The organism is Aquimarina spongiae, from assembly GCF_900141785.1.
Classification (GTDB): Bacteria; Bacteroidota; Bacteroidia; order Flavobacteriales; family Flavobacteriaceae; genus Aquimarina; species Aquimarina spongiae.
Map to the genome: position 1 here is coordinate 276,702 of NZ_FQYP01000008.1, position 24,837 is coordinate 301,538.

Annotated in this window: 14 protein-coding genes and 1 tRNA gene; 1 reads left to right on the forward strand and 14 read right to left on the reverse strand. The window is 37.4% G+C overall.

Annotated elements, in window-relative coordinates; genetic code table 11:
- Window positions 1-139: 139 nt before the first annotated feature.
- The 8 genes from BUE24_RS18570 to BUE24_RS18605 form a co-directional block, all read right to left on the reverse strand.
- Window positions 140-7,855, reverse strand: a complete 7,716-nt coding sequence (locus BUE24_RS18570; protein ID WP_073319379.1) for a SpvB/TcaC N-terminal domain-containing protein — start codon at window positions 7,853-7,855, stop codon at window positions 140-142.
- Window positions 7,856-8,588: 733 nt separating this feature from the next.
- A tRNA-Met gene (locus tag BUE24_RS18575) sits at window positions 8,589-8,661 on the reverse strand.
- A 114-nt stretch (window positions 8,662-8,775) separates the two neighbouring features.
- On the reverse strand, window positions 8,776-8,958 hold the full coding sequence (locus BUE24_RS18580) for a CPXCG motif-containing cysteine-rich protein (protein ID WP_073319382.1): 183 nt from the start codon (window positions 8,956-8,958) through the stop codon (window positions 8,776-8,778).
- Window positions 8,959-8,961: 3 nt separating this feature from the next.
- Complete coding sequence (locus tag BUE24_RS18585; protein ID WP_084549610.1) at window positions 8,962-10,299, reverse strand: TolC family protein; 1,338 nt, start codon at window positions 10,297-10,299, stop codon at window positions 8,962-8,964.
- On the reverse strand, window positions 10,268-13,495 hold the full coding sequence (locus BUE24_RS18590; RefSeq protein ID WP_073319385.1) for an efflux RND transporter permease subunit: 3,228 nt from the start codon (window positions 13,493-13,495) through the stop codon (window positions 10,268-10,270). Before BUE24_RS18590 ends, BUE24_RS18585 begins: the two co-directional genes overlap by 32 nt.
- Window positions 13,495-14,661, reverse strand: a complete 1,167-nt coding sequence (locus BUE24_RS18595) for an efflux RND transporter periplasmic adaptor subunit (RefSeq protein WP_073319389.1) — start codon at window positions 14,659-14,661, stop codon at window positions 13,495-13,497. Before BUE24_RS18595 ends, BUE24_RS18590 begins: the two co-directional genes overlap by 1 nt.
- Before the next feature lie 163 nt (window positions 14,662-14,824).
- Entirely contained in the window at window positions 14,825-15,283 is a 459-nt protein-coding gene (locus tag BUE24_RS18600; protein ID WP_073319393.1) for a MarR family winged helix-turn-helix transcriptional regulator, read from the reverse strand.
- A 217-nt stretch (window positions 15,284-15,500) separates the two neighbouring features.
- Window positions 15,501-17,426 (reverse strand): ABC-F family ATP-binding cassette domain-containing protein, encoded by a 1,926-nt coding sequence (locus BUE24_RS18605; protein WP_073319396.1) that lies wholly within the window; start codon window positions 17,424-17,426, stop codon window positions 15,501-15,503.
- A 58-nt stretch (window positions 17,427-17,484) separates the two neighbouring features.
- Between BUE24_RS18605 and BUE24_RS18610 the strand changes: the two genes are divergently transcribed.
- Complete coding sequence (locus BUE24_RS18610) at window positions 17,485-17,871, forward strand: DUF983 domain-containing protein (RefSeq protein WP_073319399.1); 387 nt, start codon at window positions 17,485-17,487, stop codon at window positions 17,869-17,871.
- Here the strand turns inward: BUE24_RS18610 and BUE24_RS18615 are convergent.
- The 6 genes from BUE24_RS18615 to BUE24_RS18640 form a co-directional block, all read right to left on the reverse strand.
- The gene (locus BUE24_RS18615) at window positions 17,868-18,908 is read right to left on the reverse strand and encodes an NAD(P)/FAD-dependent oxidoreductase (RefSeq protein WP_073319402.1); all 1,041 of its coding nucleotides are present in this window, start codon (window positions 18,906-18,908) and stop codon (window positions 17,868-17,870) included. The two genes, BUE24_RS18610 and BUE24_RS18615, sit on opposite strands and share 4 nt — an antisense overlap.
- A 70-nt stretch (window positions 18,909-18,978) precedes the next feature.
- Entirely contained in the window at window positions 18,979-19,869 is an 891-nt protein-coding gene (gene porN / locus BUE24_RS18620) for a type IX secretion system ring subunit PorN/GldN (RefSeq protein WP_073319404.1), read from the reverse strand.
- Between the two features lie 16 nt (window positions 19,870-19,885).
- Window positions 19,886-21,433, reverse strand: coding sequence for a type IX secretion system motor protein PorM/GldM (gene porM / locus BUE24_RS18625; protein WP_073319407.1), 1,548 nt, complete (start codon window positions 21,431-21,433; stop codon window positions 19,886-19,888).
- Between the two features lie 49 nt (window positions 21,434-21,482).
- Window positions 21,483-22,112 carry a type IX secretion system motor protein PorL/GldL gene (gene porL, locus BUE24_RS18630; RefSeq protein WP_073319410.1) on the reverse strand — a complete coding sequence of 210 codons (630 nt, stop codon included), beginning with the start codon at window positions 22,110-22,112 and terminating at the stop codon, window positions 21,483-21,485.
- Between the two features lie 76 nt (window positions 22,113-22,188).
- The gene (gene porK, locus BUE24_RS18635; protein WP_073319413.1) at window positions 22,189-23,562 is read right to left on the reverse strand and encodes a T9SS ring complex lipoprotein PorK/GldK; all 1,374 of its coding nucleotides are present in this window, start codon (window positions 23,560-23,562) and stop codon (window positions 22,189-22,191) included.
- A gap of 110 nt (window positions 23,563-23,672) precedes the next feature.
- The gene (locus BUE24_RS18640) at window positions 23,673-24,836 is read right to left on the reverse strand and encodes a formimidoylglutamase (RefSeq protein ID WP_073319416.1); all 1,164 of its coding nucleotides are present in this window, start codon (window positions 24,834-24,836) and stop codon (window positions 23,673-23,675) included.
- Window position 24,837: the final 1 nt, after the last annotated feature.

Below are 24,837 nucleotides of genomic sequence, written 5' to 3' on the forward strand. Positions count from 1 at the left end.
TTACAGGATAATGTGAATTTATAATCTATTTCTTCCATTTAAAAGTCTACACTATAAAATCAAAACACTAACTTCTTTCTTATGATAGTTTTTTATTAAAAAAACTTTGCTAAGCCCTTAATCTTCAAGAATCGAAATATTATTTAAAATGACTACTTCTAAATGTAGTTGTACCTTCTGGAGTTATTACTCGAAGAGTTGATCCCGCAGGCAGTGCATCCGGTAGATCTCTAGAACAAATAGAACAAATTGCTCTATCTACAAAAAGAACACCTTTTTTTAAACCTCGTTGATGCATAATAGCCGCTGAATGTCCCTCAACATGTGTGGCAATATTTCCCTGACTAGGTCCACCTGATGTAAACCCATAAGTTTTACCTCTTGGAATACCTCCTCGTTGGGTGCCTCCCCATGGCCCTCCTTCAACTCCACTCTTAATTAACATCGGATCCGCACTTTCTTCAGTGAATAAGGAGCCAACTGCTCCCTTATGTTCTGGGTAAAATTCCCTTGCTTTTTTTGTGCTTTCACTAGCTATCTTATTAAGATCTATAGAAGATTTAGAAACATCTTCAGCAACCTCTACTACATCATCTAAATTTCTACCTACATCATCTAACTGTCTAACTAATACAGAGCCTTTAGTTGCTGATGACGCAATTCCTGAAAGTCCTGCTCCTACTTCTGTCATGCCTCCAACCACTTGAAGAGTCAAACTCTCCACTGAAGTACCTGGAGCATAGTCTCTTGAAAAGTTAGCTACTCCAATTGATGGCTGACCATTCAACATTCGTATTGCTCTTAATCCCTCTGGAGCTCCTTCTGGTGGATTCTGGTACGGTCTAACATATTGACCCGGAACTTTAAAGAAAAATGAAAAGAGAGGAACACTTTCTCTCAATTCCTCATTTGAAAGACGAGGTCTAACTCGTTCTACAATAGTAGTTCCTCGTCTTTCAGGAACTTTACCTTCAATTTTCACTTCATTCAAAGTATAAATAGCTTCAAGTCCAGCTCGAGTTCTTAGGGCTTCTACTCTCGTCTTAAAATTTCCCGTAGCCGATAGAGCCATAGCCCCTCTTTGATGCTTATTAATTGACCTCAAATGACCAATTAGCTGAGAATCCGTCATTGTCATAATTTGATAATCCACAGACCCTGGCTTTGGTACTGTTCCCTCACGATCTATTAACATTATAGGATTGCTATGGGTATAATTATATAGATTAATGCCTCCATCAATCCCAATAGGGTCAGCACTTAACCACCTACCTAACCACGGTAAATAATAACGGGCACTATGGTACGCAAGCCCTGTTTCTTCATCCCGTTCCATACCTGTATAGCGATAGCGTTTGGCAGCAGCTTTGATAGCCGCATTTTTTGCCTGATACGCCGTAGTTCCATAAGGGTGATATTCTTCATAACTTATAACCACTGCATTTTCGTCAAGCTCCAGACTTGAGGATCCCAGATGATTGCTTAATTGATATCGTATCGTTTGTACTGGTGTGGTTCGCCCCATTGGGATCCCGAGTATTTTCCTTGATTCGGTTTCTGTATCAATCATAGCAATGCGCTGTTGATCATCCATGACATGCAATGTTTCGCGTTCTAACCCACTTTCATGTCGATATACCTCATACCCACCTACATAGATACGTTCATCTTTTTGAGTGGGGGTATTGCCTACATCTGCTTGATTTTCGGTTATTTTTCTGGCTCGTTGTCCACTACCATCATATACGTAGTAGGTGGTTTCGGGAACACCGCCATCAGTTCGTACTTGTTTTGCACTTGTGGTGAGTTCTTCTTTAAAATTCCACTGCATTAGGGGTAGGTGTGGCATTACCTGTATATAACCGTGCTGTTGATGATGGGTATACTCATGTGTATAATTACCTATTTCTGTACTTTTAATTCGGTTGTTTTTGGTCTCGTACACATAGTCCCGTGTCCATGAGCTTGGGCCTGCTATATGTTTCATTTTCAATATATTACCCGCACGATCATATTGATACCGTTGTGTATAGCCATGCATCGCCATAGGGTCATTAGTATGGTGAGTAAATTTGGTATGACCATCGCTCCAATTATCACCAGTACTAAAATCTACAGTATGGGTACTTTGTTCTCTTCCGGTAGCATGGATCAAACGATATAAGGCATCATAGGTATACTCATTTTTACCATTTATTTTTTGGTTATTATAAAACACCACTGGGATTGCTTTATCTTGTATTTGTGTTATGTTACCCGATGGGTCATAGGTATAATTGAGATCTTGTAGTATTTCTGCATTATTTTTGATACTCCTAAGTTGTTTTAAGCGAAAAGTTTTGGGGTCGTATTGGTAGTGTGTCTGTATCTGATTTCCGTAGAGGATATTTTTACGTTGCCCTTTTTCGTCGTAATTGATATTTTGTACATAAACGGTAGTAACATTGTCTTTTTTCAATTCTACACGGTCTAGTAAACCAGCTGCGTTAAAAAATGGCATATGCTCACTACCATCAGGCTGTACCTGTTTGATTGGGCGGTTTAATGCATCATATTCGGTACTCGAAGTAAAGGTATACTCGGATCCTTCTAATAGATCATCAGGGTTAACGACATTCCAATTTGGGGTGGTTTTATATTCTATTGCGAATATTCGGGTTGAGGAAAGTACGTTTCCTTTAAAATCATATCGATCGGTTATTATTTTACCAGCAGTATCATATACTATAATTGCTTTACCGCGTAGGTTATTTTGTTTGTCGTTGGGTTGCCCTTCTCCGTATTCTATTTTTTCATATAGTATATGAATAGGAATAGTTTCTTCCCCTCCTTTTACCCATTGTTCTATAGGTCGATGTATACTATCATATACAAACGAGAATTCGTATTTGCGCTCATCCCAGGTTTTGAAAGGATTACCTAATACATTCATGAACATCCATCGTTTACCTGCATCCATACTCGTTTGCGCAACACGATGCCCCAAAAGATTATATTGATACTGCATTACTGTATTGCCTCTGGCATCAATCACTGCCAGTGCATTACCTTCGATATCGGTAAGGGCATAGGTATATGAAAATTCTTCTATAGTTTGCTCATTTGAGTCCTTAAAGCGGTTATGATCAATACCAACAGCCGGTCGACCCAATGTATCCAAAACCATACATGAAGGAGTATTGTCATGTATCTCTGTTTTAAGAGCTGCTTTCTTTTCGGGATTATTATCAGCAAGAGTTATTCTTTCATTACACCATACACTTTCTTTTACAGTATCATTGGGGTCATACGAATATTGTTTCCAGGCATCATATTCTATTTTTGTAAATGTTCCATTAGGTAATTCGGTCTTAACAGCACGCCCAGCTGCATCATAGTATACCAATGGGGTCACTCCTGTTTCTACCAAGCCTGCTGCGTCTTCATAGACCGGAGATACCGAAAAATAGGGTTCATATTGTTTTATAGGGTTTCCTTTATTATTTAAAACTGTACGACCATTACCCACCCAGCGTAATTGGTTTCCGGTATCTACTTCGGTGATAACCCAGTTATCCTCATCTTGTTGTATTGCTTTTTTGGCGACCCCAGGTTCGGCTTGTACCTTTGCCATTGCCACATTACCCAAACCATCACTATACTCAAAACCGATTTGTAGAAAGCCATTTTGATTTTCTGTTGCATGTTGTTCTCGACTAATACTAGCAACAACAATTGGTATTTGATCAAATTTGTAAATCAATCGACTACTGGCCGATTGTAATAAATCTTTTGCCAAGCTTTGTAATTGAGTATAGTTACAGATTTCATGTACTTGGGCAGTGGCAAAAAAATCATCGATTAGAGATTGTTCATTGGCATTGGTTATTTCGGTTAAGCCAATTAAAGTATCTGCTTCTTCGCCTATATTATCATTGTTAGTATCCTTCCCTTCGATCGCCATTGCTTTTACCGATCCTAACTCATCTAAAATCACAGATGAAATATTATCATTTATATCCAGCATCTTAGTTGCCGAAAATGTTCGATAATCGAATTCTACTATTTTTGTTTCATTCCCTACTGCGTCCAAAGTACGTTTCACAAATAAAAAAAGTGGATCATAAAAAACTTCAGATTTGGTACCAAAAGGATCAATGTAGGATACGGGGCTAAAGAAACGATTTTTAATATCTTCAATGGTTTCTTCAGCGTTTGCGAATTGAGTAGTTCCTGAGCGTATCCACCAATGAGTATCTTCCTGATAATACTTTGCTTGAAGCATATCGTTATCCGACACTTCAAATTGCAACGCAAATTCGCTAGGGGTATAAATCTCTTGTAAAAGATTAGGTGTATAGGCCAGTTGATAATTCTCATATGTAATACCCCAAACACCTATTTGACCGTCTGGCAAAGAAGCCTGTATGTTATTATCATAGAATTTGGTTTTGACGTGCTCAATTAATCTTTTTTGCTCTTTTCCTGATTCCGATTTTTGATAATATTCTATCTCCTCTAGTGTATTAAATGCTTTTCTAAACTCTTCAATAGAGAAAATAGGACCTATAGATTGCAATCCTGTAAGTTCATAGGTTCTGGTTTGCCATCCCTGTCTCAACAAATAATGCTCATTGGTAATAATATCATTAGTAAAATCATTTTTGCTAAGGGTGATCCAATTTTTTTGTTGTGCTTTGCGCGCATGCTGTTTTGCTTTGCGAGTTGCGATGGTATCGCCTGGTGCATCTCGCAATATTTCCTCTGTTTGTAGACGAGGGTACACTACTGCAACCGATTCAAGAACATTACCATATTCATCTATTTCAATAGTTAAGGAATGGGCTATCCTTGGATCTTCCGGATTACGTTCATAGCTATATGTAATCGCTTCACTTTCTTTGACCAGATAAACGGCATGTTTGTTTTGATGGCGTTGTTGCAAAAGATGAATTTCACAATTATGAGTGCTTACCGTATACGGAGTGGCTTGTTTCTTTTGTTGGTCAATATCTTTTGGATCCTTGGTGTCAACCGAAAACACCTCGGTTCTTAATACCATTCCTTTGCAAGCTCTAAGCGCCTCTCTATATCCTTCGGCATCAATAAGGTCTCTATCGATATGTATACCTTCGGGTATAGAAATCGTCGCATCCGAAAGTTCGTACTCTATGGGTTCAACATCAAAACCTTGATTTTTGAATTCCTCATACCAATACTCTTTTTTAAATTGGGTTAGTATCTTTTCTTTATCCAGGAATGCTCCCGTATGAAACCAAGTTTTGGTCAAAACAGGTGGCTGATGATGTTCTTCGGTCACAATATTACCGGCACCCGTTTTTTTAAAAGTTTCAAAATACTCACAATCCCGTTGTTCTACTCTTCCAAAACCTCTAAATTCTCTCTCGGCGTGATCATAATATCCATGATGATATGAATATTCTGTAGCAAACCTTACTTTGGTTACTTCTTCGGTGATACTAGTTTTACTAACACATTGTACAGGAAATGGTAATTTGGTGATCCATGGTGTTCCTTTTTGCTTATCCTTAAGATAATAATAGGTTGAACTCTTATATTCTACTTCACTTTTTTTACCGAACCCATTTTCATAGCTTTTCATGATATGAGGCTTAATACCACCCATAAGATCAATATACCGCATGGGGGTATTTTTATAAGGCGGAAGTTCTGAAGACCAAACAATACATGAAGTACCGTTACCCAATAGATCCGTTATTGTAATCTTGTTAGGCTTTTCGGTTGGAAAGAAAGGTGTTATCTCGGTTGCATCACTCCAAGCGTTTCCGCTATGATTGAGGTATGCTTTAAACGTGTTCTTGCCGAGGTATATAATATCTGCCACTCCGGTTCCGCTAATATCTGTAAACTGGATATATTGAGGATTAAAAAGTTCTGGACTATCAAACCAAGGTGCATTCCCCATAGTTACTTTTGCACTAAAATGACCATAACCTTTGTTTGCCCAATAACAAATTTCTCCGTTTTTGATTCTAACAATATCCGTTAGACCATCTCCTGTCATGTCTGTCAAAAAAATACGTTGTTCCTGATCCTGAAAAACTATTGCAGGTCCGTATTCATCATCATAGGGTTTTGGTACAAATTGTGCGTTATCATAACCTATTTTGCCTTGACTTTCCCACCACCAAAAAGCGCCTTGATCACTCAAAACGACCTCTGGTTTTCCATCTCCATTAAGATCAAATATGCGTACATTGGGATCACTAATATCTATTTCGAGCTCTTTAAGGAAAGTTTTAAAAGGCTGCCACTGCTCTTCATCATTTATTTCAAAATATCCTTGTTGTCCGGGAGCATTTACCACAATTTGCTTTAGTCCATTAGCATCCAAATCTTGCAGTTGCACTACTCCATCATTAATTCCTAATGTCGAAGGTTTGGGAATAATGGATTTTGCACTAGTAAAATGAATATTTCCATGATTATCTTCTCCTAAGTTATTCTTATAATACCATGCATTGGCTTGTTCTGTGAGAATTCCGTTAATTCCCTCATTATAAAGATCTACCCATTGATAATTATCTGAAAGGCCAGTGGGAGTATGCCTTAAATTTTCTCTTGAAACTTCTTTTACTTCGGTATTCCAATCTAACCATTGGTAATCAAAAGTCATTTTAGGTAATGCCTTTACAGCATAAGTTTCATTTGATTTTCTAATATATCCTTTTTGAATAATCCCTACCAAATAGGTCAATTCTGCAGGACGATCAGTCTTTTCTTTTAACGATGCCGAAGACAAATACTCAAAATCTAATGATCGAACCAATGTTGGGGTGCCGGCATTTAGCTCTGAAAAAGTGTGAAACATTAATACCCTTTGGCACAAACGGTTGGTACGAATTTCGAAACCTGATCTATATGAAGAAAAAGGATCTGATCGGTAACCCCACTGCTGTATATTTGATTCCTCTGGTATTGGTACTTCTTTATCATGTTCTCCATAATCGAATACCAATTCAAAATGACAAGGGTTATCTAAAGGTTTTTCAAGAATATATGGTGTTTGAACATCCGGAAAATATGGGTTTTGGTTTCCGTATAAAACTCGTTTTAGATACCTATTCGTAAATGGTGCTAAACCATTAATTCTGTTTTTTTCATAAACCTCGTTGGCAACATTATCAAGGTTTTCCTCCTTGTACTGATAGGAAATGTAGTTCCCTTTATTATCATATGAAAACTCTGGTAACCATTCAAAAACTCTTTCTTTATCTTCTGGGTCAACTATACGAGCGTTTTCAGAATAACCATAAAATGTAACCTGGTCATTAGGTGTTGTTACCTTCCAATATACTCCTTGATTGAGGTGGTCGATTTTTTCGATTTTAGCAAATCCTCCTTCAATACGCGGACGGTATTTTTTGATGATACATCCATTAATCTTGTTTATTTTTATTTGCCATTTTCCTGGAGAGGTTTCTTCTACGCAAGGAACCAAATCTTCTACTCCAGAAAAAACAAATGTATCTTCGTTATGACCGTCTAAATATCTGGGTAATCCTTTGTCGGTTTTTCTCTTTATAGAAGGTGTTCCTATAGACCATCCAATACCAAACACACTGTTACCAACTCCTGAATTATAACTCAATCCTATCGAAGGTGAAAAACCGTTTCGACCCGCAGTAATAGGCAACGGAATACTAAACCCCGCAGTACCATTGGAAGGGTTTACTTCAAATTTTTCATCTATACCCTTTAACGCGCCTCCTCCTTTTGGGAGCGAGATTGAAGGTATTTCGATAGCATTGGATTGTGTAACATTTTCTTTCGTTAAGACATCTAAATTTGTTTTTGTTGATTTCTGTGCACCTGTATTAGCATTATTTTCCATATCAAATACATTAGATTTATTTTAATTCTTTGTATGGGACAAATGTTAACAACAATTAATCTACTAGGGGTGAGAAGTTTCTTGCTAATACCCATGATCAATGAAAGACTAACACTATTTAGAAGAAGCAATTAGAGTTTCAATTTTACACATGTTCTATAACGGGATAAATATAAGAACGTAACACACTGAATAACAACAGTTAAAAACCCCTATGTTTCAAGGAAAAACACTAGCGGGTATATAAGAAGAATTTGAAAATGGTTATTGCCTATATGTAAAAGGAGAAAATATGGCGCTGTCGAGTAAACTAACTGATGGTCACGGAAATATTCTATTAAAAATTTAAAAAACTAAACAAAATACCTCCAACATCATACAACCAATTAAATTTTAATGATCTTATTATCTTAAAAGTGAAGAAAAAAATGAGATACTACTATTCAACTCGCGATCCTAGAAAAGTACATTTTCCTATGAATTCTGTACTCCAGCCCGTAAATTGACGCTTTTGTTGTCACAAAAAATTACTGAAAACAAAATTTCAGGAGGACATTCCTGGTTCTGGGAGCAGGACTAACTCCCTTTAGTCGTTGGACCTTTGGAGTGTGCTTGTACAAAGAAAACCAGCGATGCAGAGCATCACAGTTTTTTATACCCTACAATCTTTGATGCAAAGCATCAGATTTTCGGGTATAAAAAAACCAGTTGTTTTCACAACTGGTTTTCTTCGTAGCGGGAGCAGGACTCGAACCTGCGACCTTCGGGTTATGAGCCCGACGAGCTGCCTACTGCTCTATCCCGCGCTATTGGACGGCAAATATACAACCATTTTTATTTTATACAACACTATTTCTGCTAAAAATTAATAAAAAATAATAAAAAATAATACAAGTAACTATCAATAGTTGTATAACACCTTACTGTTCAATACTTACCGCATCAAAACTGATCAATTCCTGATCTTCAAACCTGGGGTGTAATTCTATAGGATTACAACATACTTCACAATCTTCTACATACACCTGATATGGTATAGAAGGGTCGAGCAACATCGAAATTTGCTCCCAGCAATACGGGCATTGAAAAAAATGTTCAAACATCTTTTAAAATTCTATATTCAATAATTGCCCTGTAAGTTGTAACAACTGTAGTTCCGCAATCTTAGCATCATACTTTGCCAGATTCTTATTGGTCTGTGCATTAATCAAATTAATTTGAGCCAATCTAAACTCAATAGAGGTGATCTGCCCCAGTTTAAAGCGTTCCTTAGATCGTTCAAAATTATTTTGATTGGTAATTACATTCTGCTGCTGGATTTCATACACCTGTAATCGGTTTTCATAATTACCCAGCGCATTTGCAATATCTCTTTTTACCTCCTGCTCTACTTGTCGCTGTTGGATCTCGGTGTTCTCTAAGCTTATCTTCGCGTTTTTAATTCGGGTTATTGTAGATCCTCCATCAAAAATATTCCAACTTAGATTCACCGATGCCGATAATCCATCAGATATCGAGGTAGCCAAGAAAGCCGCCGCATTGTTATTATTTTTGTTCCAGCCATACGTTCCTGTCAGGCCAACTGTAGGCAAATATCCAGATTTACTCACTTTTACATCGTACTCATTGATCTTGATCGTACTTTGGTTACGTAGAATCCTCACGTTATTCTCCATAGCCTTTTCCATAAAACTACTGATCTGTAATTTATTGATAAAACTTACCGTAGTATCTACTTCAAACCCTTGAGTTAACTCATTGTCCAAAATCAAATTCAGATCTCGTTTTGTATTTAATAGCTGTTGTTTTGCATTAATGAGATTGATACTATCATTAGCAACGTCTACCTGAGCATTGAGAACGTCTAGCTTGGTATTTTGCCCATAATCAAACTGATAATTAGCTCGGGTAATTCGCTCTTGTGAGATTCGAAGGGTTTCTTCCAAAATCTCATTATTTTCGGTAAGTCTGGCAATTTCAAAATAGACAGTAAACAATTGCAACAAGGTATTCTCAATGGTTTCCCGAGCCTGAAGTTCCGTGAGATTGTATTGTTCTTTAAGCCGCTTATAATTGTAAAAACGTCCTAAACCATCAAACAGCGTATAGTTAAGATTCACCGATGCATTGTATCGATCACTTTCTGCTCCATTCAGCACATTGGTCTCTCCATTAGCAAACTGAGCTTCAATATTATCTCTGTTGTATACCGCAGATGCGTTCCCGGATAGCGTTGGTAAATAGCCTGAATTGAGAACACTTTTATTGTTTTCGGCAACTTCGATATCGTTGGTGGCCAAAATGATTCCAAAGTTGTTTTCTAACGCTAATCGTATTGCCTCCTGTTTGGTCAATTTTTGAGCAACCACTCCAGACCCCATCAACAGAAAGAAAACAAATTGTGTAACCGATCTAAGCTTCCTGTAGTTCTTGGTGTTCTTCATGAGTTTCGTTTTGTTCTTTAATCGCTCGTTCTACTTCTTCTTTGGTTATTTTATTTCCGGTAATCAACCATTTTGTAGATACTTTTACACTATTGTTGAATGACAAAAACAATGGCAATACCAGTAGCGTAAGCACTGTAGCAAATCCAATTCCATAGGCTATAGAAATTGCCATCGGGATCAAAAATTTTGCTTGTCGACTTTCTTCAAAAATCAAAGGAGCTAAACCGGCTATTGTAGTCAAGGATGTTAGGAAAATAGCTCTAAAACGGGATCTTCCTGCTTCATAAATGGCATGATCAAAGGTCATTCCGGCTCGCAGATTACTATTGAATTTACCTATGAGGACGAGTCCATCATTCACCATGATTCCGATCAATGCAACAATCCCTAATAAAGACAGAATATTGATTGGAAAACCATGTATCCAGTGTCCTAATGCCACTGCAGGAAGACTTAAAGGAATCAATAACAGCAATAATAAAGGCTGGCTATAACTACGGAAAGTAAATGCAATGGTGATATAGATCAATACCAAAACAGTTAATCCTACCGGGCGTAACGATCCTAAGAATTTTCCTGCCTCTCGATTTTGGCCTTCGTACGATGGAGTTACTGTAGGGTATTTGGCTATAATTTCTGGCATAATATCGTTTCTGATCTCCTCCAACACATCGGTAGAACTTGTCGCTTCCGGGTTTTTAAGATCCGCAGAAATTTGCACTTCTCGCCTTCCTTCGAGGTGGTTTACCGCTACATCTCCTCGTTCTATACTATAATTAGCAATTTCGCTCAAAGGAATTTTTTCTCCAGAGTTCGTTGCGATTCTCATATTATCCAGATCCAGGATCGAAGAACGGTTTTCCCGATCATAACGTACCCAAACCCGTATTTCGTCTTGCCCACGTTGAAAACGTTGCGCCTGCACTCCAAAGAATCCTGATCGTACCTGTGCCATCACATCTCTTAGATTTAAGCCCAGTGCATATGCATTTTCTTTAAGCTCAAGACGTACCTCTTTGATACCAGCTGGGTCATTATCGGCGACATCTTTTAATCGATCATCATCTTCTAGCACCTTTTTGAGCTCTGCCTTGGCCGCTTTTAGTTCCTGAATATTATTCCCTAATAAAGAAACCGATACCGGACTCCCCCCAAAATTACCACCAGAACCAAATATCAATCGCTCGGCTCCAAACACAGGTCCTACTTTTTGACGAATACGATTGGCAACCAAACCAGAATTGATGGCATTTGGTCTTTCTTCTCCGGGAAGTAGGTTGATTCGTAAAGAGGCATCTGAGGATGATGTTACTCTTCGGATCACATTTTCAAACAGTACTTTACCTTCGTATTCTTCATCTTGTAAATACTCTTCGGTCAATTCCTGGTTGACAATCCATGCTTTTTCTTCAATAATAGAAATGATGGAGTCTGTGATTTTTTCATTGGTACCATTGGGCATCCCTAGATCTATCGATACCGCATCACTTGCAATACGCGGAAAAAATGCCGTTCGTACAATTCCACCACCAATACTACCAATAGTCATGATCAATAAAACCAGAAATATAGAAAAGGTAAACAGTTTATTTTGCAGCGTAAATCGTATGGCTGGGCTGTATAAATTATCTCTAAGCCAACGCATAATACGATCTCCAAATGTGTTGATATAGCGAAGTTTTGCAAAAATCTGTGCGATCCCTTTCTTTGGACTATTATCTTGTGGTTTTAGTGCTTTTGAGTGCGCCAAGTGAGCAGGAAGAATAATCAATGCTTCGACCAGCGAAACCGTAAGCGTAAGAATTACAATAACCGAAACCTCTCCAAAGAAATCTCCGATCCGCCCATCCAAGAATAAAAAAATCCCAAAAGCCAGAATGGTAGTGATAATTGCAGAAATAATTGGTGGAATCACTTCCATCGTACCATCGATCGCTGCCTGAATCGGACTTTTCCCCCGTTCATAATGCTGGTATATGTTCTCTGCAATCACAATACCGTCATCTACCAATATCCCGATCACAATAATCATCCCGAACAGAGACAATACATTGATAGTCACGTCAAAAGAACCTGCAAAAACAAACATTCCCAAAAAGGCAATAGGCAATCCAAACGCTACCCAAAATGCTAATCTAGTGTTCAAAAACAACGACAAGAAGGTAAGTACCAGAAGCATCCCGATAATTGCATTTTCGGTCAAGAGCTTGGTTCGTTGTACAAGTGTGATCGAACGATCACTAACCACATTCAACTCAACATTATTATACTTTTGATTGAACTCTTCGATATAGGCTTTTGTTTTTTCTGCCGACGAAATCAGATCTTCGGTATTGGTACTGGTAATCTCAATATTTACCGATAAATCTCCATTAAAATAAGTTGCGTTCGGCGTTTCAGAAAAACGATCTCTGATTTGTGCTACGTCTTTTAAGCGTATGGTATTTCCTGAAGACTCGGCACGGATGATCAAATTTGAGAGTTCGTTTCCATAGTATGATCTATTATTGGCACGAATCAAATACTCTTCTGCATCGGTCTTGATGGTACCTCCAGTAGTTAAAATATTAGCTTGACTAACGGCCTGAGCTACTTGATTAAAACTTAGATTATATGCCAGTAAACTATTTTCATTTACTGCTATCTCTATTTCTTCTGCCGGATATCCAGAAATAGTGATTTGAGAGATCCCATCGATCCCTCTCAAATCGTTTTCTATTTGTCTGGCGATTTGTTTTAAGGTAATTAAAGGAATATCCTTTCCACTCACTACAAAATTGATAGTAGGTCGAACCGCTTCCTGTTTGGCCACCACTATAGGTTCCATCCCCGTAGGAAAAGTAGGTACACGATCTACAGCATTTTTGACTTCTAATAGCATGAAATCGATATCCTTACCTTTTTCAATTTCTACATTGATATTTCCGCTATTTTCTCGGGATGTCGAGGTCACTCGTTCTACACCTTCAAGTCCTTTGAGGTTATCTTCGATCTTTAAAACAATCCCTTCTTCTACTTCCAAGGGAGAAGCTCCCGGATAGGTAATACTAATATTAATATTCTTAGAGTCGGTAAGTGGGAAAAATGAAGATTTAAGTGACAACGCACCAAAAACTCCAAAGATCAGAAAAGCAATCACAATGACATTTACTGCCACGTGATATTTGATAAAATATGCGATAATTTTTCTCATTACTGGGCTGCTTTTCTATTGCTAATTGCTCGTCCTTGCCCTTTCTTTTCCGGGGTTTTACTGCCAAACACAGATACGAGCATTCCCGCATAGGCTCCCGGGACGGCCTTGGACACCATGATAGTTTGATCCGGAATTCCCTTAAGCACTACTTTTTTATCTGAAAAATATACAGGTTGTACATCTACCACATCCAAAATACTATCACGAACTACAAATATTTTATTCCCTTCCTGAAGCAGACTCCTGTCTATTTCAATGGCGTTTTCTTCGTTTTTTGCATCCAGATTGGCTTCCAGATACATTCCTTCTCGTAGTGAAGGTTCTGATACCTGAATAAAGGCAGTGATGGTTTGCGTAGCCTGGTCCACTCTTCCGTTAATACGGATTACCTGACCACTATACGTTTTGGTTTTGTCCAAATTGGTAAGTGCTACCGATTTACCTACTTGCAGTAGATCTCCATATTCTTTACCTACAGCAACTTCCATTTCGTATACATCGGTATTGATATATTCTCCCAACTTTTGCCCCTGACGTATCAAGGTACCTTCGTTAACCAAGGCCTCGGTAAGCACACCATCAAAAGGCGCAGTTATAGTATACTTGGCCAATCGCTGCTCCAAGTTCTTTACATTATAATAGGTAGTATAGATATTTCTTCCAGTAATAAAATATTTTTCTTTTTCTGAGGAGGTTTCCGGCAACTCTGGGGTTACCTTATTCATATCTAACTGGTTAAGATATGTTTGCCATTTGTCATATACTTCTGGATAATCCAATCGAAGATCTGGCATTATGGACGTTACCAGATTGTATAAATTACTTTTGGCAGACTGTACACTCGCATAATATTCTGAAGCATCTATTCGTATTAACGCCTGTCCTCTCTTGTAGTTTTGTCCCGTTTTGAACAGCTTGGATCCGCCTTTGAAGACTCCTTGCACCTCTGCATACAGCTCTAATCTTCTTTTGGCCGTGAGATTACCATTAGCCTGGATGACTATAGGCACAGTTTTATTCTTAACCGTGTCTACAAAAACGGTTTTTACAACCTTTGGTGGTTTTGGTTTTTGTCGTTTGTTACTATCGATCAATGTAGAGGCAAAAAACACTGCACCAATAACCAACAACACTCCCAATATAGCAAGTATTACGTTTCTCATAAGTAGTTTTGTTTAGGCTTTTCCCGAGAAAAACTGCACAAAGCTATCAACAACCTAATTAGGTTGCAGTTAAAGAACTCATAAAAATTACATGAGGAATTCTTTAACAAAAAAGCATCTGTAAACAGATGCTTTTGAATGAGTTACTTATTTTTACAGACTATTATTCTTCTGCTATTTCAGCTATTTTGCCTTTTACTTTTTTCAATACATTGATCAAAACTTCAATTTCTTCGTCGTTTAGGCTTTCCTGAACTGCTGGAATAAGATCGTACATTATTGGCTGTACTTTCTGAATTACCTGCTTTCCGTACTCCGTTAAAAAAATACGATTTACTCTTCTGTCGTTTTCATCGCTTTTTCTAACTACCAGGTCTTTACTCTCCATAGAATTTACCAGACGTGTCATTGATGTTTTGTCTCGATGCGTGATGAACGCCAAATCATTTTGGGGTTGCCCGTCATTTACATTCAATCTTTTTAGAACACTCCATTGCTCTTTAGACAGGTCCAATCCATTTTCTGTAAACGCTTTTTGTACTAGGAATCCAAAATCGTAGTGAATCTTACCAACCCAAGATAAGGCATGAGCATTCAAATCAATGGCTTTTGTATTATTCATAAATACTGTTGTTTAATTTTTGATACAAAAATATCCATAAAAATCTAGTTGCTACTCTCGCTAACCATAAAAATATCGTAAAAGTAACATTGGGTTTTTTCGGGAATTTCAAATTCTCTCTAATCTTTCTGTTTGATTCTCAAAAAAGAGAACGACTAGCTCAAAAAAAGAAAATTAATGGCGCAAATATTGAGAATTAGATAAAAATTAAAGCATTCTATTGACTGGTCAATAAGTCAATTTCTTCTTGAAGAATTTCCCAATTGTCCATTAATGCTACCAACTCATCTTTTTTTGCCTGATAGGTATCAAAAAAGTTTGGTGCAGCAATAGTTTGGTCATAGTTAACCGCAAGCTCGACATCTATTTCTTTGATTTCTTTCTCCAGCTTATTAATTTTTGCCTCTACATTGCTTAGCTTGTTATTCAGCGATTTTAGTTTCTTTTGATCCTGATAAGATTGCTTTGCGGTCTCTTTGGAATCAGCAACTTCTTTATGTTGTGTTTTATCTTTCTTTTCTATTTCTCGTAAATCCGCCACCTTACGCTGGTCCAGATAAAAATCGATATCTCCCAGATACTCTTTTATGTTTTTATTTTTGAACTCATAAACGGTATTGGTAAGTCCCTGAAGAAAATCTCGGTCGTGAGACACCAGAATCAAAGTCCCTTCAAAACTTTTTAAAGACTCTTTTAATACGTTTTTTGATTTAATGTCCAGGTGGTTGGTAGGCTCATCCATCACAAGCACATTAAATGGCTGTAAAAGCAATTTACATAGCGCCAATCGATTTCGTTCTCCTCCGGATAGCACCTTTACTTTTTTATCGACTTCATCTCCTCTAAACAAAAATGCTCCCAACATATCACGAACCTTGCTACGATTTTTCTCGTTGGCCGCATTGACCATAGTTTCATGAATTGTTAGCTCCCCATCTAAATATTCTGACTGATTTTGGGCAAAATACCCTATTTGCACATTATGTCCCAGTTTGAGGGTACCTGTATGCTCAATCTCATCGATGATGATCTTGGCCAGAGTTGTTTTTCCTTGACCATTCTGCCCTACAAAAGCAATCTTGGATCCTCGTTCTACCAAAAGGTTAATGTCGTTCAAAATCTCTTTCTCTCCATAGGATTTCCCAACAGTCTCTGCTTCGATGACCACTTTACCGGGTTGTACACTTACCGGGAAACGAACATTCATAACCGCATTATCGTCTTCATCAACTTCAATACGTTCTATCCTATCCAGCTTTTTGATCAGAGATTGGGCCATCGAGGCTTTTGAGGCTTTGGCACGAAACTTCTCGATGAGTTTCTCGGTTTGTTCAATCTGTTTGGATTGATTTTTCTGTGCCGCTAATTGTTGTTCTCTAATTTCATTGCGCTGCACTAAATATTTTGAGTAAGGGGTATTGTAATCATAAATACGCCCCAAGGATATTTCGATGGTACGATTGGTTACATTATCCAAGAACATCTTATCGTGCGAAACGATTACAACAGCTCCTGCATAACTCCTTAAGAAATTTTCTAACCATATGATAGATTCAATATCAAGGTGGTTAGTAGGCTCATCCAGTAGTAAGATGTCATTATTTTGCAATAACAATTTAGCCAGTTCGATACGCATTCTCCACCCACCAGAAAAAGTATCTGTCAACCTTTCAAAATCCTCTCGAGCAAATCCCAATCCTTGGAGCACTCTCTCGGTATCTCCTTCATAATTATATCCTCCTATGATCTCGTAATGCTGTGTAAGATCACTTAATTCGGTAATCAGTTCATTATAAGAATCACTTTCGTAATCACTACGCTCGGCCAGTTGCGCATTGATTTTATCCATCTGTCGCTCCGCCTTCTTAATTTCGGTAAAGGCTTCATAGGCTTCCTCCAATACAGTTCTCCCTTGCACAAAATCGATATCCTGCTTCAAGAATCCGATGTTTATCTCCTTGTCCAGGGCTATTTGACCAGAATCTGGTTCTTGTTCTTTAGACAAAATTCTGAGCATAGTGGATTTTCCAGCTCCATTCTTCCCTATCAAGCCAACACGGTCTCCGGCATTTAACCGAAAACTGATTTCTTCAAACAGATATTCTCCTCCAAATGATATTGATAGGTTATGTATGTTTAACATGAGCTTTTGAATATTTTGTGCAAAGATGATTATTTTTGTGTTAGCATAAAAGGAACATATGAACTTCTTAAAAGGCACAAAAATAAATAGTATTGTAAATGGCAGTTGCCCTGTATGCCAACAGGAAAGCATGTACCAAAATTCAAATCCCTATAAACTAAGCGAAACCTTAAAAATGCGGGAACGTTGTGGTCATTGCCATACTAAATACAAAATTGAACCTTCCTTTTTTTATGGAGCCATGTATGTAAGTTATGCAGTAGGAATCGCTTTCGCTGTAGCAGCGTTCGTGATCGCTAATTTGCTGTTAAAACTGAATTTGTTACATACATTTTTTGCGATTGTAGGCACCTTGGTAGTGTTTATGCCAGTAATCATGAGGTTATCCCGAAATATCTGGATTAATCTTTTTATGCACTACGACAAAGAAAAAAGCTGGTCTTAATTACCGAAGCGTTTGATATCCATTTCGACAGGTAATGGGGTACCATTTTCTATGAATTCATATAACTGACCTGCTATCGTAGGCCCAATAAGTATCCCTCTGCTTCCCAAACCATTAAGAATATAGACATTTTGATGTAATGGATGTACTCCTACCAAAGGTCGTCTATCTTTGGTCGTAGGTCGAATTCCTGCTACTTGTCCAACGATTTGGTACGGTTTTTTAAGGATCATGTCCAATTTTTTGATCAATTCCTCTCTTGCCGAAGATGTGGGTTCTGGTGTTTTATCCTGGTTGTCATAAGTGGCACCAACTTTATACACATCATTTCCCTGAGGAATGATAAAAACAGAAGATTTTATAGCAGCATCCAATTCTAAAGACTCACATTTGATCAAAAGATACTCTCCCTTATTACCCACCAATGGCAAATCATTAAAAAAAGGATTGTTCTTCACGCCAAATCCTTCAGTAAATACAATATGTTTGGCTTTGTAATCTTTATAAACAACATAACTTTCTTTTATCTCTAATTCTGAATACTCAAAAGAACTTTGAACAAAACTATCCTTTTGAGCCAGATAATTGGCATAAGAAGTTAGCATTTGTTCTACTTCAATTTTCCCTGTTTGTTTTACCTTACCATACTGAAAAGGAACATCCAAAGCCTCATTGGTGTTGGGAATAAGATCAGGAGATAAAAAGTGTTTTAGAATTGGTTTATCGCTCGCTTCAAACCATGAATTTTGTTCTTCTATCGAGTTAAACCTTCGTAGTACCGGAAGATCGGTCACCAGTTGTTTCCCTAACTTAGTTTCAATGTTTTTATAAAACGGGACCGCTTTCTCCATTTGCCCCAAAACATTCCAGGCTGCTGTAAAGCGTTTTAATATTACAGGGTTATAGATACCCCCTGCAACTCTGGAAGATCGCTGTGAAGCGTTTTCAAATACAACGAATGACTTATTATGATCTTCTAGTTGTTCAACAAAAGATAAACCTGATAATCCGAAACCAACGATAATGTAATCCAACATGCTGCAAAAATAAAAAAACGCCCGACTAATAGTCGAGCGTTTTCTATATATCTCTTAGATAAAGTGACTTTTAATAAGACCACATATCTAGTTCGAAATTTCTAATACTCTCTTTAATTCGTTCACTTTCCAGAAGTTGCATCAGGGCATTATCCACGATATAATCCTTAATCTCGCGGTCACCTTGTTCATTATCTTCCTTGTATATAATTGAATTAAATCGTCTCGCATTTAAAATATGATCAAGAGTAAACGGCATCGATGTGTTTCTTCTATTGAAAGAAGAAGTATTATGAAGAATTTCTCTTACATCTGGATACCACACCCAAAACAAAGCTACCATATCCGGCTCATCGTCATCAATAAAGTTTACATCGGGAGCTACTGGAGCTAATCCAAGTAATCTATATCTCAATTCACCTTGGCGCTTATCAAAATACCAATATCCTCTGATTTTATATTCTGCAATATCGGCTGAAGTAATATCCCTTCTATTAATATATTGAGGATCTACCTGCTCACCTGCATTATACTGCTCATATCCTAAATCCGTAGTATCAATTTTAGACATTGTAGACTGCAAGTCTTCGAATGTACGGGTTTCTGTAAAATATGAATCTGAATAAATATTCTTAACCTTACCGTTTCTAATATTTGTTACCAATACATCGTATAGCGAACGACGATTAGCACCAATATTATTAGTATCTATAGGATAATATAACGGGAAGTTAATTCTTTCATCAAGATCTATAGTTTCCCAAGTAGTCTTAGCCCATAAAACATCACGTTTATCAACGTAACCATACTCTAGTGGATGATCATTATCATAAAGGATCTGTTCTTGTGTCTTCTTTCCTATATCTGCAGGCTCTGAAGCATTCAACACATTAGCCTGACCATACGAAAGATGACAAACAACCAAGCCAAGAACGGTTAATACTAAGTTTTTCAAATTCATAACTCTTAAGTTTATTTTAGTTAGTTAACTCAACAATTACCGGAGATATTTTCTTCAATCTATATCCAGCGTTTGTAGTTAACTGCGCTTTTATATCAATAATCTGCACAGAAGATCCTCTTTTTGCCTTACGTAATGCAGACTTCGCTTTAGAATCTAATCTACCACCACGCACACTTACTGTTGGCTGACCTTCTACCTTAAATTTAAATCCAGTTACTTTCAGTTTGATATCAAAATCAAAGTCTGGTAAGATTGCACCGATAGACGATATTTGTAACGCATTTCTAGCCATTTTTATTGCACCGTCTTCTCCACGTACAGTTCCAACTGGTCTAGGAATATCTTTAATTCTAAATTTCTTACTATCGCTTACCGTAGTACCGTTTGGTAATTTACCGCTTACCTTGATACTTACTTCACGTCCTTTTACTGAAGTTACATTCATCATGTATTTACCAGCTCCTCCAACTTTTTTCAATCCAGTAGCCGATGCATTTACATTAGGTACACCTGGGATAGAGATCGTCATTGGGTTGTTTACACCACGATATACAACATTCATCTTATCTGCAGAAATTACCGCCGAGTTAGGCTTAGGAATTACTGCATAAGAACTTTTGATAGGAATGCTTACTACAGAATCTCCTTCTTTAAACTGAAGCTCTCCTTTTACGTCTCTTTCTCCTACGTTTCCTGCAGGGAAATCTAACATAATTTGTCCGTTCTCAACTTTGGTTTGCTCTCTTCCGTTTACTTCTACTTTTGTAGGTTTTAAAGTAGCATCAAAACGTCCTAAAACAATTCTTCCTTTGAAGTTCTCACCGCTAAAGAAAGCCGTTTTGTCTGGAACAACAATTGCTTCATAATTACTAAATGATAATTCTGACGCTTGCTGACCTGCTAATAGTGCAGAAAGCACTTTACTTTCTGTAGTCTTAACATCAGCTTGCATTTGTGTTAGCTTTGTTAATGAAGCTACCAATGGAAATCCTTCAAAGTTGTAGTTTAACCACTTCTTAGAAACTCCAGATCTGTCTTTAACATCTCCTGTTGCAAACGTTTTCTCAACATCGGCAGCAACAGCTGCATCTACCTCTTTTACTTCTTTGATAGCTGCAGAAACACCGTCACGATATTTAGATATGTTATCTATAAATTCTTGCGCAGCTGCAGTAGTTTTTCCTCCTTCAAAGAATTTTTGATCCAAAGTTAAAGACTTATCCATAGTCTCATAATCTGTAGGATCACTTAATCCTTCAGTGATTTCAGCTTTCAACTGATCAATATAAGTATTGAATTCGTTAGAAAGCGCACTAATTTGATCTGCTTTTTCTTTAAGAGGTGTATACTTTTCTGGTTGCTCCGAAACTTTTTCGGCCAAACCAGCCATAAATGCAGTATTACGCTCTGTTGCTATGGTATTAGACTCGGTTAACTTTTCGTTCATTAATCCGAATGCTGATAATACTTCTTTTGACATGTTTAGTGCCATCATTGCGATGAAAACCAAGTACATCAGGTTAATCATCTTTTGCCGTGGGGACAATTTTCCTCCTGCCATATTCTTCTTAGATTTTGGTAGTTATATAATTATACTCAACTATTTAATGTTAACCTCTGTTCATTGCAGTTAACATACCACCATATACTCCGTTTAGAGAAGAAAGGTTCGTAGCAAGATTCTCCATTTGTTGCTTTAATTGCTGTGCATTTGCTGCAATTTGCTCATTAGCTTCAGCTTGCTTCGCAGAAGATTCTAATTGTACCTTGTAAAGGCTATTTAATGACTCAAGGTGAGAAGCAGCAGTAGCCATCTCTTCGCTATATTTCTTAGTTCCTTGGATAGCATCTACAGTAGGAGAGATGTTTTTTGCAGCACCTTCGAAGTTACGGATGCTTTCTCCTAAGCTACTCATCAAACTAGAATCTACTCTAGCTTCTTTAAGCATTTCGTCTAATTTCTTAGATAATAAACCTTCTGGAGTTTCCTCTTTTTGTTTCTTATCTTTCTTTTGTCCTCCAGCTAATTCTGGATATACAAGAGACCAGTCTAGTTCGTCGTCTACTGGTTCGAATGCAGAAACAGTAAATACGAATGCCTCTGTAATAAGACCAATGATAAGCATTTGGTTACCGAATGGCCAGTGCATAATCTTAAAAAGTGCACCGAGAATTACAACGGCCGCTCCTAGACCGTATACCATGTTCATTAACTTTTTGCTTGCTTTTGAATTTGCCATAATAAAATGTGTTTTGTTTTTTAAATCTAAATTTTAAAAAAAGGGTTAGTAATTAAGTTGATAGAAAATTTTGGGACTATTTCTGATTCACAGTGTTATCTTCTCCAGTAGCGTCAGTACCCATGTAGTCCTGAACAGTTCTGAATCCAATATAACTTCTTGCTGAATCCGCATATTCGTAATCTCTGGTACTTACCTGTAGGAAGTAAGCAACATCTTTCCATGAACCACCACGAACAACTTTACGTTTATTCTCTGAATCATTAACATTCGGGTTCATAGACGAAACAAACTCATATGCAGAAGGATCATAAGAAGACTGCACCCACTCAGAAACATTTCCTGCCATATTATACAGGTTGTAATCGTTTGGGTCAAACGTTTTGGCTTCTACAGTATATAAAAAGTTGTCGGCAGCATAATTTCCTCTAAGAGGCTTGAAATTAGCAAGGAAACAACCTCTGTCATTTAAAGCATAAGGGCCACCCCAAGGGTAGGTTGCAGACTCTAAACCTCCGCGAGCCGCATATTCCCATTCTGCTTCAGTAGGAAGTCTGAAGTAATTTACAAACTCCTTACCTTTTTTCTTTTGAAATGTATTTTTCTCGATAGTTCTCCATCTACAGAAGGCCTTTGCTTGTTCCCAAGAAACACCTACTACAGGGTAATCGTCGTAAGCACTATGCCAGAAATAATCATTATGCATAGGCTCATTATATGAATAAGTAAAATCCTTGATCCAAACTGTTGTATCTGGATATACTTTGATCACTTCTTCTTTTACGAACTCTTTTCGTCCACCTAGTCTAGCTCTTGCCGCAGCTTCGATATCCATCCAGGTAAATCTAAATTCGTATTTACTTACATCTAGTGTACGTCTTCCATTATAAGATTCTTCTAATGGGATGTACATGGTATCCATAACCTCAGCGTAAAACTCATCAGGATAATCTTCAATATCCCAAACAATATCTACGTCTTTGTTCAGTTTTCTTCCTTCGTAACCAGTTTCTCCGATACCGCTGTAGTTTTCGTACATATATTTTTCGTACGGAGTCATATCAGTAGTATCTGCATCCAAGAATGCAAATTCTCCGATACCTTCATCTTCTGGTACTTTACCAAGATCATCGGCCATAATTGCCAGTCGTGTTCGGATAATAGAATCTCGAACCCAGTTCACAAATTGACGATACTCACTATTGGTAATTTCGGTCTCGTCCATGTAGAAGGAACGAACGGTAACCATCTTTGTTGGTGCGTTTGCTAACGCCGCTTTGTCATCATCTGACTTACCCATAATAAAAGAACCTCCTGGAATTAGGGCCATTCCGTAAGGCTTTTCTGGGTGCCATTTTTTCCCTTGCGCTCCAACCAGTTCTCCTCGGTTTCCTCGACCACAACTATAGAGCATTGCTACAATAGCAAAGAGTGATACAAATTTCTTCATAACGTGTTTTAGGTTAAGATCTTCTAGATTTAAGGACGTAAACCTATTTATTTATTTTCAGAAAAACAATTTTTTTCTAAAAAAAACCTTAAATCTGCCTAATAAAAATGTTAAACTTCGTTTTTTCGTTTTGCCTTATACCATCTTTCAGGTATTTCTTGATTACAAGCACGCTCATAATCGTTGTATGTGCAAGGTAATAACGTATGTCTTTCCAATTTATTATTACCAGATGAAATAAATGGTATTTCTATCCACCATCTTCCGGTTTTTGCACTTTTATAAAATGATAAAATTTCATCTTCTATAGGTACATTATAATGCAATGTACTCTTCAAATTTTTCACATCTAATTCGTTGGACCTGTAATTCACCCCTTCTACAAAATACCATATCATTTGGGCAATCAATAGAGCAGCCGTTTCTTCGTTCTTAAAGTTCTTGAATTCATAAATTCCAAAACTTTTTACTTTATCACTGATCCCCGCATAACGCGCTATAGCACATATCTCCCTACCATCAAAACCATTTGGAGACGAAATACTCCCCTGTAGACTTGTCGAATTTAAAACTCCCAAATCTAACGCTACGATATCAGCATCCCTCATAATAGGTTCTACAATAGTAATATCTGAAATCACTTCTCCTAATCGATATGCATCAAAATATAACTTTTCGATCAAATCGATTTCTTCTTGAGGATTAAAATAGGTTTGATACCCTATATTGCTATAATTAAAAAGATTATAGGGTTGCTCTACTATAATCTTACCTACAAAAGATTTGTTTGAGATCGGTTGCGAAGAATTCCCCAGATCAAATCTACTATCCACATTAACCAGATTTACCATACGTTCTAAAATATCAAAAGAACGATATTGCGCATATACCAAATCCTGGCTTCCTCCTATAATAATAGGAATGATGTTTTTTTGTAATAATGCAGATAACACCTCCTGAACCAAATAATAAGTATCACTCACTTCGTTTCCCGGAGTTACATCTCCCAGATCCACAATATTAGCACTCCAATTTCCCGGGTACAACTCGTAAAACGATTTACGGACGGTATCAAAATTTAGCTTCTCTCCTAAAAAATCAACATCATTACGATTTTCTCTTACGCCCAACAAGGCAATATCCACCTTTTTGAGATCTGGCACTCCTTGGTCGACAGTATGAATTTTTATTTTTTTTCCTAAAGCATGTTCGGAGAGCAATTTGGTATGCGCAGCAACTAAATCACTAACAGGAGCAAGAAATTCGAAAGACATT

What these genes read in the sequence shown, in the direction of transcription:
- porN (WP_073319404.1), bottom strand. Translation starts at nt 19,869, where the DNA reads ATGAATTTGAAAAACTTAGTATTAACCGTTCTTGGCTTGGTTGTTTGT.
- BUE24_RS18610 (WP_073319399.1), top strand. Translation starts at nt 17,485, where the DNA reads ATGAACTTCTTAAAAGGCACAAAAATAAATAGTATTGTAAATGGCAGT.
- BUE24_RS18585 (WP_084549610.1), bottom strand. Translation starts at nt 10,299, where the DNA reads ATGAAGAACACCAAGAACTACAGGAAGCTTAGATCGGTTACACAATTT.
- BUE24_RS18615 (WP_073319402.1), bottom strand. Translation starts at nt 18,908, where the DNA reads ATGTTGGATTACATTATCGTTGGTTTCGGATTATCAGGTTTATCTTTT.
- porK (WP_073319413.1), bottom strand. Translation starts at nt 23,562, where the DNA reads ATGAAGAAATTTGTATCACTCTTTGCTATTGTAGCAATGCTCTATAGT.
- BUE24_RS18570 (WP_073319379.1), bottom strand. Translation starts at nt 7,855, where the DNA reads ATGGAAAATAATGCTAATACAGGTGCACAGAAATCAACAAAAACAAAT.
- BUE24_RS18590 (WP_073319385.1), bottom strand. Translation starts at nt 13,495, where the DNA reads ATGAGAAAAATTATCGCATATTTTATCAAATATCACGTGGCAGTAAAT.
- BUE24_RS18640 (WP_073319416.1), bottom strand. Translation starts at nt 24,836, where the DNA reads ATGTCTTTCGAATTTCTTGCTCCTGTTAGTGATTTAGTTGCTGCGCAT.
- BUE24_RS18605 (WP_073319396.1), bottom strand. Translation starts at nt 17,426, where the DNA reads ATGTTAAACATACATAACCTATCAATATCATTTGGAGGAGAATATCTG.
- BUE24_RS18595 (WP_073319389.1), bottom strand. Translation starts at nt 14,661, where the DNA reads ATGAGAAACGTAATACTTGCTATATTGGGAGTGTTGTTGGTTATTGGT.
- porM (WP_073319407.1), bottom strand. Translation starts at nt 21,433, where the DNA reads ATGGCAGGAGGAAAATTGTCCCCACGGCAAAAGATGATTAACCTGATG.
- porL (WP_073319410.1), bottom strand. Translation starts at nt 22,112, where the DNA reads ATGGCAAATTCAAAAGCAAGCAAAAAGTTAATGAACATGGTATACGGT.
- BUE24_RS18600 (WP_073319393.1), bottom strand. Translation starts at nt 15,283, where the DNA reads ATGAATAATACAAAAGCCATTGATTTGAATGCTCATGCCTTATCTTGG.
- BUE24_RS18580 (WP_073319382.1), bottom strand. Translation starts at nt 8,958, where the DNA reads ATGTTTGAACATTTTTTTCAATGCCCGTATTGCTGGGAGCAAATTTCG.